A 13002-nucleotide genomic window follows, 5' to 3' on the forward strand; every position below is an offset into this window, starting at 1 on the left:
GCCCGCCGACAATGGAGCCCCGCCCCTTGTAGCACCTCGGGCGGCTCAACCCAAACAGAAACAGCAACCGCTCTAAACGGTTGCTGTTTCTGTTTCTAAGTGTATCGAATCAGATTCGCCTGTGCTAAAGACGACTACCGTACAGCTTCTAAAAACGCCCGAAGTTTGTCGGGGTCGAGGTGGCCGTTGGTGCGGACACCACTGCAAATATCCAACCCAAACGGCACCACTGTCTGAATAGCCTCCCGGGCATTATCGGGCCGCAGCCCACCAGCCAGAAATACAGGCACGGTCGATGCGTCGACAATCTGACGGCTAATCTGCCAGTTATGCACCCGGCCCGTACCGCCCAATTCTTTTATCACCAGAGTTGGGTTACCTGAATCGAGCAACAGCGCATCGGCTCCTTCGGCTACGGCTTGTAGGGCTTCAGCCAGGTTGCGCTCATCAACGACATGGATTACCTGCACAATTTTCACGGCAGGCAAAGCCGCCCGAATTTGGGCGTACGTCCCGGCCGGTACGGCATCGACCAACTGAATGGTGTTGGCCCCTACGCGTTGCTGATGGGCCACGATTTCGTCGGCCGATGTTTCGCTCGTCAGCATAAACGTAGCAATAGGGGGCGGCACGCTACGGACTATGGCAGCCGCCAGATCGTCGGCCACCACGCCTGGCCCACTGGGCATCGGCCCGACCAAACCGAGGGCATCGGCCCCCGCCCGAATAGCCATCCGGGCCTCTTCTACACTGCTGATGCAGCAAACTTTTACGCGGATTCTCATGGATGAAACGCTCGTTTGGGGCCAAAATAGGCTAAAAAGCCGTTATCTTCGTACTCCCGACGGCCGGAGCCCGGCGCAACTTGTGCCCGGTCTCTACCAGCCCACGTCTTATTTCATGACTGATCCGTACGCGTCGCTACGCATTCCCGATTTTCGATTTTTCGTCTCCAATAGCTTTCTGATCACGGCCACTCTGCTTATGCAGGAGGTGATTCTGGGCTACGAATTATACAAACTCACGCACGACCCGCTCGCCCTCGGGCTGGTTGGGCTGGCCGAGGCTATTCCGTTTATCATGCTGGCCTTGTTTGGCGGTCACCTCGCCGACCGGTACGACAAAAAGCGCATTCTGCAAATCAGCCTGTTTGTGATCATGCTGGGTTCGGTAGTGCTGTATCTGGCCTTCCAGCCCGCTCTCGAAGCCCAACTCTCGCTACGGGAGCGGCTCGCCCTGATCTACGGTGTGCTGGTGCTGATCGGGACGGCCAAAGGGTTTTACTCACCCGCCAGCTCGTCGCTCAAGCCATTTCTGGTACCGCGCGAGCTTTACCCCAACTCGTCTACCTGGAGCAGTTCGTTTTGGCAGGCGGGCGCTATTGCCGGGCCGGGCGCGGCTGGTTTTCTGTACAACTGGCTCGGGCTCGACAACGCCTTGCTCGTCATTATTGGCCTGTTTGGTATTTGCTTCCTCCTCCTGTCGATGATTCGGAAGCGGCCGGTGGTGGTCAACCACGACGAAACTCCGCTGGGCTTCTGGGACAGCCTTAAAGAAGGGTTCCGATTTGTATTTAAGACCAAAATCGTGTTCTACGCCATTTCGCTCGACTTGTTTTCGGTGTTGTTCGGGGGGGTGGTTGCCATTTTGCCCGTTTTTGCCGAAGACATTCTGAAGGTTGGGGCGCAGGGGCTGGGCTTTCTGCGGGCCGCTCCGGCCGTGGGGGCCGTCAGTACCATGTTGATTATGGCACGGTACCCACCTACCCAAAATGCCTGGCGTAACATGCTGCTGGCTGTAGTGGGTTTCGGGCTGGCTACCATCATTTTCGCCCTATCGACAGATTTCTACCTGTCGCTGTTCATGCTGGCGCTTACCGGCGCGTTCGACAGTGTAAGCGTCATTATCCGGCAGACAATTCTCCAGATTTTCCCGCCCGACCATATGCGCGGCCGGGTTGCCGCCGTCAACGGTATTTTCGTCAGCTCGTCCAACGAAATCGGGGCGTTTGAATCCGGCGTTGCCGCCCGACTGCTCGGAGCCGCCCCCTCGGTCATGCTGGGCGGGGTAGTCACACTGGTTGTTGTGGCGTATGTGTACGTAAAATCGAAGGATTTATTTAGCGTCAGACTGAGTTAGCGTAATGCGTAATGCGTAATGCGTAATGCGTAATGCGTAATGCGTAATTGATACAAAAAATAGTTGCGCGTCAGGTCATTCATCATTACGCATTAATCCCCTCCCACCATGTTTACGATCTACAGTTCATCGGCCGGTTCGGGCAAAACATACACCCTTACCAAAGAGTACCTCAAACTCGCCCTGAAGCCGGGCGCACCGTCGGGGTATTACCGGCATATTCTGGCCGTAACGTTTACCAATGCCGCGGCCAACGAAATGAAAGACCGGATTCTGAAGCAGTTGCAATACATGTGCAGCGACGACGAATCGGTACGAAACGGCTCGATGCTGAACGTGCTGACCGAAGAGTTGACCGGTCATAAAATAGGCACCGATGCCCACACCCTTGCCCGTGACGATGTGTCGGCCAAGGCCCGCGAGGTGTTCCGGGCCATCCTGCACGGCTACTCCGACTTCTCGGTAACAACCATCGACAGCTTTACGCAGCGGGTCATTATGGCCTTTACCGACGAGCTGGGCCTGCCTTACTCATTTGAAGTAGAGATGGACACCGACGAAGTACTCGAATTGGCGGTTGATAACCTGATCGAAAAGGCCGGGGCCGAGCAGATGGAAGAAATCACCGAAGTGCTGAGCCAATACTACCGCGAAACGGCCGCCGAGGGCGAAAGCTGGGGCAACGTACCTATGGCCCTGCAAGCGTTTGGCAAGCACCTCACCTCCGACCAGCATTACGAGGCCGTACGGGGTGTGCAGGAGCTATCGCCAACGGCTATTCGCAGCATCCGCCAACGCATGCGCGACTACATTACCCAGGCCGAAGCCGACATTATAGCCGTGGGGCAACAGGCCTGGCTCTGTATTGAGCAAAATAATCTGAGCGAGGTCGACTTTGCTCAAACGTCCAAAGGCATCGGGGCTTACTTCAAAGCGGTTGCCGGGGGCGACGCCCGCCGGAAAACCAATTCGTACCACACCAAAGCGGTTGAGGAAGGCGTATGGTACGGTAAAAAAGCCCCCAAGCCCATACAGGCTACAATCGACGCTATTGCCGATCAGCTTTGCGATTGCTTCCACCGGATTGAGGCTATCCGAGCCGAACGCATGGAGCAAATAGTGCTCTTTGAATGCCTGCAACCGCACCTCCAGAAACTGGCCCTGCTCAAGCAGATCCGGGTGGAGTTTGATGAGTTGCTTCGCAAAGACGGCCGCGTTCATATTTCGGAGTTCAACAAGCGAATTCTGGAAGTGGTAGCCCATGAGCCGGTACCGTTTCTGTATGAACGGCTGGGCAACAAATTCAACCACATCCTGATCGACGAGTTTCAGGACACCTCCCGGCTCCAGTTTGCCAACCTCCTGCCGCTGCTCGACAACGCCCTCGGGGCGGGCCATTTCAACCTGGCCGTGGGCGATGGCAAACAGGCCATTTACCGGTTTCGGGGGGGCGACATGGATCAGATTGTGGCCCTGCACCGCCGGGACCTCGGGGCCTTACAAGTGGCCCACACCCGCATGACCGACGGCCCCGATTCATTTACGGCAGAGCGGATTCAGGCGCTTGAAGGCCACCTGAATGATGCTATTCTGGACACCAACTGGCGCAGTGCCGAACCCATTGTCCGGTTCAACAACGAGTTTTTTGATTTCACCGCCCGCCGGTTTGAGCTGACACACGGAAAAATCGCCGAGGTGTTCGATACGGCCCGGCAATTCCAGCAGAAACCCGCACCCAAAGCCCGGCCGTTGGGGCATGTGCAGATCGATTTTGTGCAGAAGCCCCAGACCAACACGGGCGAAGGCGACGAAGCCACCGACCTGACCGGGGTGATGCTCGCCCGCACGGTTACCTACCTCCGTAAAGCCCTCAACGATGGGTATCAGTACCGCGACATTGCCATTCTGTGCCGAAAAAAAGACCAGGCCAAAGCCCTCGCCAACGAGTTGAACAGCCTCGGTATTCCGCTCGTTTCGGCCGATTCGCTATCGTTGCAGTACGCCGACTCCATTCGGTTGGTGGTTACGCTTATGCAGGTGCTCAGCCGCCCCGATCAGCCCCTGATTCGGTACGAGATGCTGTACCTCTACAGTCGGGTGGTGCGGGGATTGCTGCCCGACGCGGCTCTGACCGCCGAACTCCGCGATATTGCCGAGTCGGAAGACCCCGACGCTATTTTTGGGTATCTGCAATCGTTCGGGCATGAGCTGGAACCGCACGCCCTGCGGCAACTCAACGCTTACGAGCTGGCCGAAAAGCTTATTTTTCAGTTCGGGCTCTTCGACCGGGCGGGCGACGCACCCTTTCTGTTCCGGTTTCTCGACGAAATTCTCACGTTCAGCCACAAGCAGAGCGGCCATTTGGCCGATTTCCTGCTCTACTGGCAGTCGGCCCAGAAAAAAGTGTCGGTGGGCGAAGCTGCCAACACCAACGCTGTCAGCATCCAGACCATTCACAAGTCGAAAGGGCTCGAATACCCGGTTGTGATTATACCCTTTGCCAACTGGGACGTATCGGGCCGGGGCGATTTATGGCTCGACCTCAGCCCGGTCGATTCAGCGTTTTTCACCCACGCCCCGGAGCAGGGTGCGTCCGTCCGGCTTCGGCACGCACCGGTTCGCATCAGCCAGAAACTCGACAAGCTACCCGTTGGCCTGCGCGCGCAGTACGAAGAAGAAATGACGCGGTCATTTCTGGAAAACATGAACCTGCTCTACGTGGCCTTTACCCGCCCCACCGATCGGCTTTACGTAATTGGCCAGCAGTTGAAGTGGACCGACGCCCGGTCGCAAAACACGGTGAGCTACTGGCTGTACGAATACCTCAACGGCCCCCACGCCCTCACCTGCGGCTGTGGCTGGCAGGAGGAACAAAGTGAATACATTGTGTCAAACTGCGATCAGGCTTTTGAACACCCCAAAAAAGCCGCGTACACCGACGAGATCGTTCTGAATGAAGTGATGAGTGGGCACCGTCAGCAGGAACTACAACTCCGGCGGCAGGCCGACCGGGTGTTTGATGTGCGCACGTTTGAACGCACCCGCGACCGTGACCGTAAGATTGTGGCCGCCCTTAGCCTGATCAAAGGGCCGGGGTGTGTTGAGAAGACAATTCGGCAACTGGTGAGCGAAGGGCTGGTGCGCCGGGCCGAAACCGACGACCTGCGGCAACAACTGATTCAGATTGTGATGCACCCCGAGTTGCTGGACGTGTTTAATCCCCGGCTCCGCATCGACACCGACCGGAGTGTACTGAGTGCCAGACAACTGCACGGAGCCCCGCACCGGGTGGTACACCTCGCGCCCGGCCATCTGGTGCTGGTGCAGTATGTGAGCGTACCCGGCATCCCCGAGCGAGATACAAACGGCCTGCGTTACTTCGTCGATTTGTACCGTCAAATGGGCTACGGGCAGGTAACCGGCCGGTTAGTGTATCTGGCCGAAATACCCTACGTTGTTAGTGTGTAAACGGGACCGGTCGAATCCGTTTTTCGCGTTAACTTAGCGGCCGCCGTAGCATCATTCTGGCTATGAATACCCGAACACTTCACTACTTTTCAGGCGTATTAATCATATTATTCGTTGGTTTCCACCTAATTAACCACACGTATAGCCTTGCCGGTGCCGCAGCACATATAGGCCTGATGAATACCCTGCGGCTCGTGTACCGGCATCCGGTAGCCGAAGCCGTGTTGTTGGGAGCCGTCGCGTTGCAGGTGGTGTCCGGTCTTCTACTGGTCTCTCGGTTTCGCAGGCAGGTAGAAACGGGTTTTGATAAGCTCCAGCTATGGACCGGCCTGTATCTGGCCTTTTTCCTGCTGATTCACCTGAGTGCGGTACTGGTTGGTCGTCATATCCTGAACCTCGACACCAACTTTTACTTCGGCGTCGCCGGGTTGAACAGTTTTCCTGTCAACCTGTTTTTTGTGCCTTACTATGGATTGGCCATTGCTGCGTTTGTGGGCCATATAGCAGCGATTCACAGCCGCAAAATGAAACACTCCGTGCTGGGCCTCACTCCCCACGAGCAAGCCAGCATCCTGCTTGCTCTGGGTGTTCTGCTGACCATTTCGATTTTATACGGCCTCACCAACGGCTTCCACGGCGTCCGTATCCCCGATGCATATAAGGTGCTGACCAAGCTACCCTTGTAGTTTACCTGAACGATGGATGACTTTTGGTACAGATAGCTTCTTTACCCATCGTTACTAACGCCCGTCATCCATCGTTCGGGTTTATTTAATCCGGTCAACCTCGAACCGCATTTCTTCGACCAGTTGGCGGAGACGGTCGAGGTTGGGCGCCGGGTCGGGCAGTTGCTGGCTGAAAAACGCTTTGACCTCCCAAAGTTCCTGTACTTCCTTGAGCGGCACCTCGCGGCTGGGCACATGCGGACTGTCGGCCGTGAGCAGGAGCGTTCCTTTGATCTTCACCTGATTAAATACCCGCCGGCACAGTATCCGGGCGCCATCGAGTCGTTGGCCGGCGAGCATCAATACGTACAGCCGCCCATCGACAATATCGAACCAATTGCGCACAAACTGCCCCACGAGCAGAGCCCCCGGCAACGAGAAGTCGCCATCGGCTTCAAACGCCCGGTAATGGCCAACCGGCAAGGTGGGCAACCGCAACGACGGCAGCCGGTTTATGTAGTCATGTTGTCCGCTTCGCTGCGCGTATTCGCTGAACTGATATTGCATCACCAGCGGAATAGGCGGCAAGCCGGTTTCCTCACGGGGTTGCGCAATAGGGCTGGGTGCCGGTTGTTCATACGCATTGTTGAACACAAGTGGACCGGCTCCCGCAGGCTCGGGCACCACCGGTGCGGGCGAGCTACGCACTTCAAACGGAGCCCGATCGGCCGGATTAGGAGCAGGCGGCACCGGACGGGGAGCTTCGGGCGGCACAGGTAAGTTACCCCGCTCGGCCATAACCGACCCCGGCCGCACCGGATCACTAATTACGGGCGCTTCAAACGGCAGACCCGAGGCAGGTTGAGGCCCCGCTGGGGGCGGCACTGCCGACGGAGCCCGGTAGTATTTTTCCAGCACCGACGCCAGCGGCTTGGGCACATCCGACAGATCGGGCCGGTTGTCGGCCATCGGCAGGGGATCATCGGCAAACAGGCTGTCATCGGCTGGCTCGGGGGCAGGCTCCCGGAAAATAGAGCGCGACGGGATACTGCTGCTGCTACTTTGGCCCGCTCCCCGGTCAAACGAAAGGTTGGGTGTTTCGCGCAGTTTCCGCAAATCCTGCCGTTGTAAGTTTTCGACGGTTACGTTGAACGCCTTGGCAATGGCGATCATGTTATTGGGGTTCGGATTGGCGCGGGCCTCTTCGTAGGCTCCCACCAGCGAACGCTTAATGCCCAACCGGCGGGCAAATTGTTCCTGCGTCAGTCCGTTGAGTTTACGCAAATACCGAATATTCTCGCTCACAAGGCTCATGGGGCGGGATTGCTAAAAATGTTTTAGTAAACATACGGCTTTTGCTAAAAGATAAAAATTGAATCCCACCGTCCATTTTTTGTATTTTTAGGTGCCCGCCCGGTAAAGCAGCATGAGTCCGGACGGATGCAGCTGATTTTCACCCGTTAGGCGCAGCCCGAACACGCCGTTTCGGGCCGATTGATCCCCCACCCGTCTTTGTACCAAACTCCTTTTTTGTACCCCTATGACAACGACTTCGCCCAAACTAACCCATCAGAGCTCGATTCAGGCCGTTTTTGACGCCCAACGCCGACACGCCCCCCAAATGGCCCTGACCACCGCCAAAGAGCGACTTGAGCGTATCGGCCGGATTCACCGTTGGATTCAGGAGCACGAGGCCGATCTGTTACAGGCCATGCGCGCTGACTTCAGGAAACCGGCCGCCGAGGCACTGCTGGGTGATTTGGGGGCTTTGTACTACGAAATTCGGCACACGAACAAGCACCTGGCCCGTTGGATGAAGCCACACCGGGTGCCCACACCCCTACCCCTGCTGGGCACCAGTAGTTACGTGCGCTACGAACCCAAAGGCAATGTGCTCGTTATTGCACCCTGGAACTATCCGTTTGGTTTGTGCATCAAACCATTAGTTGCGGCTATCTCAACCGGGAATGTGGTCATGCTCAAACCGTCCGAAATGACGCCCAACACCACCCGCACCATCAAACGCATGGTGGAGGAGTTGTTTCCGCCCGAAGAAGTAGCCGTATTTGAGGGCGATGCTGCCGTGGCGACTCAGCTGCTCGACCTGCCATTCAACCATATTTTCTTCACAGGAAGCCCCGCCGTGGGCAAAATCGTGATGGCGGCCGCGGCCAAACACCTAACCTCTGTCACACTCGAACTGGGCGGAAAATCACCCGTAATTGTCGACGAAACGGCCAATATCAAGGCGGCTGCCGAACAGGTTGCCTGGGGCAAGTACTTCAATAACGGCCAAACGTGTATCGCGCCCGACTATTTGCTGGTGCACGAGTCGGTGAAGGAGCCGTTTCTACGGGCGTTTCGGGAGTCGGTACAACGGATGTATAACCCCAATGGGCAATCCGCCGACCAATCGGAAAGCTACTGCCGGATTGTGAACAAAAACCATTTTGGGCGTGTCCGTCGGCTTATTGAGGATGCCGTGCAGAAAGGGGCCAACGTCACGCTGGGTGGTCAGCTAAACGAGGCCGACAACTTCATTGCCCCCACGGTTCTTGAGGGCGTAACCGATCAGATGGCCGTAATGCAGGAAGAGATCTTCGGCCCGGTACTGCCCGTTGTCCCGTACCAGACCGCCGACGAAGCCTTGCGGGTGATCAACAGCCGCGAAAAACCATTGGCTCTGTACATCCAAAGCGGTAGCCGTCGTAACATCGACTACATCATGCAGCGAACGTCGGCCGGCGACACGGTTGTCAACGATCTTTTCTGGCAATTCGGGCACATGGACCTGCCATTTGGGGGGGTTAACAACAGCGGTATTGGCAAGTCCAATGGGTTCTTTGGCTTTCAGGAGCTATCGAATATGCGGGGGGTTATCAAGCGTGATTTTGGTACCGCCCGATTTATTTACCCCCCGTACACCAACCAAATCGAAAAGCTTATCGGCTTCCTGGTGAAGAAGCTGTAGGGAATAGAGAGTCTAGATGCTCAAACAGAGAGTGCTCGAAGAGATGTCATCTCTGCCTGTAACGTCCCCAAAACAGAGACAATCTACAGAGATGACATCTCTAACGAGATTCCAGACCGCTATTCAACCAACTTGGCCAGTTCGCTCAGTTTGAGCAGAGCTTCGATAGGCGTCAGTCGGTTGATGTCAATCGTTTTGAGCTTTTCCTTGATAGCCTCCGAACGGGGGTCGCCCGACTCGATAATCCGCAACGCCAGTTCCCGTTCCTGGGTGCCTGCTTCGCGAATGGCCTCCTTGTTGTCTTCGCGCTGATGCGAGGCTTCGAGCTGTTTCAGAATCTGACCGGCCCGGCTTACCACCGAGGGCGGCATACCCGCCATTTGGGCTACGTGAATCCCGAACGAGTGCTCTGACCCGCCCTCTTTCAGTTTGCGGAGGAAGATTACCTTGTTGCCGACCTCCTTTACGGCCACGTTGAAGTTCCGAATACGTGGGTTATCGTTGGCCAGTTCGTTCAGTTCGTGGTAGTGGGTGGCAAACAAGGTTTTGGGGCGGCAATTCGAGTGATTGTGCAAAAACTCGGCAATGGCCCAGGCAATAGAGACGCCATCGTAGGTGCTCGTGCCCCGGCCAATTTCATCCATCAACACCAGGCTGCGTTCGCTCAGGTTATTCAGGATACTGGCCGTTTCGGTCATTTCGACCATAAACGTACTTTCGCCCCGAGAGAGGTTGTCAGCGGCCCCGACCCGGGTAAAAATCTTGTCGACCAGCCCGATTTCAGCGGCCGACGCGGGCACAAAACTCCCCGCCTGTGCCATGAGTACAATCAGAGCTACTTGCCGCAACAGGGCCGACTTACCCGCCATATTAGGCCCGGTAATGATGATAATCTGCTGGGTTTCATCGTCCAGATAAATATCGTTCGGGACGTAGGGTTCACCGGGGGGCAGTTGCTGCTCAATCACCGCGTGCCGACTGTCTTTGATGTTCAGTACCTTCGACTCGTTAATGGTCGGGCATACGTACTTGTTGCGGAGGGCCACCCGCGCAAACGACGACAGCACATCGAGCACCGAAATAACGCGGGCGTTTTGCTGAATGGCCCCGACGTATTCGCCCGCAGCCTGCACCAGCTCGTTATACATCCGGGCCTCAATGGCGAAAATCTGCTCCTCAGCGTTCAGAATCTTGTCTTCGTATTCCTTCAGCTCAGGCGTAATGTACCGCTCGGCATTTACCAGCGTCTGCTTCCGAATCCAGTCGGCCGGCACACGGTCTTTGTGGGCGTTGGTCACTTCGAGGTAGTAGCCAAACACCTTATTGTAGGCAATCTTGAGCGAGCCAATGCCGGTACGGGCAATTTCGCGCTCCTGCAACTGCACCAGATAATCCTTGCCAGTGTAGGCCAGGGCGTGCAGGTGATCCAGGTCGGCATTGACACCCGACTTGATCATACCGCCCCCATTTGAAACCACCGGTGGGTCTTCGCGCAGTTCGGCTTCGATCCGGTCGACCAGAAAAGCCACCGGGTTCAGTTGGTCGGCGTATTTCTTGAGCGACGGCGAGTCGGGTTGCGCGTTGAGTGCATTGATTAGCAACTCTTTGATGGGCAGAATATGCTGAAGCGACCGCTTTAGCTGCAACATTTCGCGCGGGCTGATTCGGCGAACGGCCACCTTAGAGATCAACCGTTCGAGGTCGCCAATCTGTTTCAGGTGCCCCACCAGTTGGTCGAGCAGCTCATCGTCGTCGTGCAACAGGGCCACCATGCTCAATCGCTCATCGATCAGGGCTTTTTCTTTGAGCGGGAGCATAAGCCACTTCCGCATAAGCCGCGCGCCCATGGGTGTCACCGACCCATCGAGAATCTGAATCAGCGGTACGCCCCCCTCCTGCTGAGCCGCCACCAGTTCGAGATTACGAATGGTAAACCGGTCGAGCCACACATATTTGTCTTCTTCGAGCCGGGTAATGCGGGTAATATGCTGAAGGTCTTTGTGTTCGGTCTCGTTGAGGTAATGCAGAATCACCCCGGCCGCGATAATACCATCGGGCAGGCCCTCAATCCCAAATCCTTTGAGCGAGGTCGTCTGAAAATGCTGTTTGAGATAATTGTACCCAAAATCGTAGGTAAAGGCCCAGTCTTCGAGGGTAAACGTATGAAATTTATCGCCGGAGGGCGAGTTGCCAAACAAACTACCAAACTCCTGCCGGTTACGTTTGCAGTAGAGCACCTCCGATGGGTTGAAACTCTGCAACAGCTTATCGACATAGGCGGCATTACCCTGCGCGGCCAGAAACTCACCCGTCGAGATGTCCAGAAACGCCACCCCGAACTCATCGGTCCCTTTCCCAAAATGTACCGACGCCAGGTAGTTGTTCCGGCGGGTATCGAGCACATTATCATTGAACGACACGCCGGGCGTCACCAATTCGGTTACGCCCCGACGCACAATCCCCTTGGCCTGCGCCGGGTCTTCGAGCTGATCGCAGATGGCGACGCGCTCGCCCGCCCGCACCAGTTTGGGGAGGTGGGTATCGAGCGAATGGTGCGGAAAACCAGCCAGTTCTTCGTTGGCTCCACCGTTGTTCCGCTTGGTCAGGGTAATACCCAGAATCTTGCTGGCCTTGATGGCATCTTCGCCGAACGTCTCGTAAAAATCACCGACGCGAAACAAAAGCAGCGCACCTGGATATTTCGCTTTTACCTGATTGTATTGCCGGTTGAGAGGTGTTTCTTTAGCTGGTTTGGCCTGTTTGGGAGCCGTGGCTGTCTTCACTAATATAAGCGGGTAGTTTAAACAAATTTAGTAAAAAACGGGGAGAAACGGGCAAAAAACCCGCTCAAGCGTGCCACCTCAGCTGCGTTTTGTAGCTGCCAAATGGGCCATCTTCTTCACAATTCAAATGAATTTTATGACATTCTTTAGATATACGTTTTCATCAGGTCCATTGCCTTATTTTATACAATAATCCATATCGAACAAATAGTGTAATCGTTATCCCTATACGTTCAACTTAAACACACATACGTATTGGTATGAAAAAAGTAATGAGTGCCGTGGCCACCCTTGGGCTGCTTTCGACCTTGTTTTACGCTTGCAACAATGCAGACGACGACAACAACACGACACCGGTTCCGGCCGCATCGACGCCCCTGACGGCAACCATCAACAGCGCCGGCACGTCGACCTCAGCCACATCCGGCAGCTCTACAGCAACCGGTTCGTTTTCGGGCAATCTCAATCGGACAACCAACGTCATGAGTTATACCGTATCGTATTCGGGCCTGAACGCAACAGCCGTGACTCTCGACCCCGTGACAACCGGCACAGTGAGTGGTACAGCGGCCTACGCCAACAGCATTTTACTGGCCGGTAGCTTCCCAAGCGTAACTACACCGGGCAGTGGCACCAGCACAACACCAGGCAGCGGTACCAGCACCACACCGGGCAGTGGCACCAGCACCACACCAGGCAGCGGTACCAGCACAACGCCAGGCAGTGGTACCAGCACAACACCGGGTAGCGGAACCAGCACCACGCCGGGTAGCGGAACAGCCGTAGCCATCACATCGCCCCTGAGTGGAACGGTTTCAGTATCAGCCAGTCGTGCCGACAGCATCAGCCGAGGTCTGTACCGAATCAATATTCGTACAACGACCGCACCAACAGGCGAAATTGGCGGCATCATCCGTACTCAATAAGCTCGTAGATAAGCTGTTACCTCGGTAGTAGACTCTATGTATGGCCCTTC

At 56.0% G+C, this 13002-nt stretch carries 8 protein-coding genes; 5 read left to right on the plus strand and 3 right to left on the minus strand.

Going from position 1 to position 13002, the window contains the following annotated elements; all coding sequences use genetic code 11:
* Positions 1 to 134 precede the first annotated feature (134 nt).
* Entirely contained in the window at positions 135 to 785 is a 651-nt protein-coding gene (locus tag F5984_RS13940) for a phosphoribosylanthranilate isomerase (RefSeq protein ID WP_152124864.1), read from the minus strand.
* Between the two features lie 115 nt (positions 786 to 900).
* Here F5984_RS13940 and F5984_RS13945 point away from each other — a divergent pair, with 115 nt between their 5' ends.
* The 3 genes from F5984_RS13945 to F5984_RS13955 all read left to right on the plus strand — a co-directional run bounded on the left by F5984_RS13945 (position 901) and on the right by F5984_RS13955 (position 6293).
* Entirely contained in the window at positions 901 to 2139 is a 1239-nt protein-coding gene (locus F5984_RS13945) for an MFS transporter (protein WP_152125093.1), read from the plus strand.
* A 108-nt stretch (positions 2140 to 2247) separates the two neighbouring features.
* Entirely contained in the window at positions 2248 to 5607 is a 3360-nt protein-coding gene (locus tag F5984_RS13950; protein ID WP_152124865.1) for a UvrD-helicase domain-containing protein, read from the plus strand.
* A 176-nt stretch (positions 5608 to 5783) separates the two neighbouring features.
* Entirely contained in the window at positions 5784 to 6293 is a 510-nt protein-coding gene (locus F5984_RS13955) for a hypothetical protein (RefSeq protein WP_246168985.1), read from the plus strand.
* A gap of 81 nt (positions 6294 to 6374) precedes the next feature.
* Here F5984_RS13955 and F5984_RS26915 read toward each other — a convergent pair whose 3' ends face one another.
* Positions 6375 to 7586 carry a helix-turn-helix domain-containing protein gene (locus tag F5984_RS26915; protein WP_152124867.1) on the minus strand — a complete coding sequence of 404 codons (1212 nt, stop codon included), beginning with the start codon at positions 7584 to 7586 and terminating at the stop codon, positions 6375 to 6377.
* 226 nt (positions 7587 to 7812) lie between these two features.
* Here F5984_RS26915 and F5984_RS13965 point away from each other — a divergent pair, with 226 nt between their 5' ends.
* Complete coding sequence (locus tag F5984_RS13965; protein ID WP_152124868.1) at positions 7813 to 9243, plus strand: aldehyde dehydrogenase family protein; 1431 nt, start codon at positions 7813 to 7815, stop codon at positions 9241 to 9243.
* Between the two features lie 119 nt (positions 9244 to 9362).
* Here the strand turns inward: F5984_RS13965 and mutS are convergent, their stop codons facing one another.
* Complete coding sequence (mutS, locus tag F5984_RS13970) at positions 9363 to 12026, minus strand: DNA mismatch repair protein MutS (protein ID WP_152124869.1); 2664 nt, start codon at positions 12024 to 12026, stop codon at positions 9363 to 9365.
* A 260-nt stretch (positions 12027 to 12286) separates the two neighbouring features.
* On the opposite strand from mutS, the gene F5984_RS26745 reads away from it, so the two are divergent.
* Complete coding sequence (locus F5984_RS26745; RefSeq protein ID WP_246168987.1) at positions 12287 to 12952, plus strand: hypothetical protein; 666 nt, start codon at positions 12287 to 12289, stop codon at positions 12950 to 12952.
* The last annotated feature ends 50 nt before the right edge of the window (positions 12953 to 13002 follow it).

The organism is Rudanella paleaurantiibacter (assembly GCF_009184635.1).
Classification (GTDB): domain Bacteria; phylum Bacteroidota; class Bacteroidia; order Cytophagales; family Spirosomataceae; genus Rudanella; species Rudanella paleaurantiibacter.

What these genes read in the sequence shown, in the direction of transcription:
- F5984_RS13940 (WP_152124864.1), bottom strand. Translation starts at nt 785, where the DNA reads ATGAGAATCCGCGTAAAAGTTTGCTGCATCAGCAGTGTAGAAGAGGCC.
- F5984_RS13945 (WP_152125093.1), top strand. Translation starts at nt 901, where the DNA reads ATGACTGATCCGTACGCGTCGCTACGCATTCCCGATTTTCGATTTTTC.
- F5984_RS13950 (WP_152124865.1), top strand. Translation starts at nt 2,248, where the DNA reads ATGTTTACGATCTACAGTTCATCGGCCGGTTCGGGCAAAACATACACC.
- F5984_RS13955 (WP_246168985.1), top strand. Translation starts at nt 5,784, where the DNA reads ATGAATACCCTGCGGCTCGTGTACCGGCATCCGGTAGCCGAAGCCGTG.
- F5984_RS26915 (WP_152124867.1), bottom strand. Translation starts at nt 7,586, where the DNA reads ATGAGCCTTGTGAGCGAGAATATTCGGTATTTGCGTAAACTCAACGGA.
- F5984_RS13965 (WP_152124868.1), top strand. Translation starts at nt 7,813, where the DNA reads ATGACAACGACTTCGCCCAAACTAACCCATCAGAGCTCGATTCAGGCC.
- F5984_RS26745 (WP_246168987.1), top strand. Translation starts at nt 12,287, where the DNA reads ATGAAAAAAGTAATGAGTGCCGTGGCCACCCTTGGGCTGCTTTCGACC.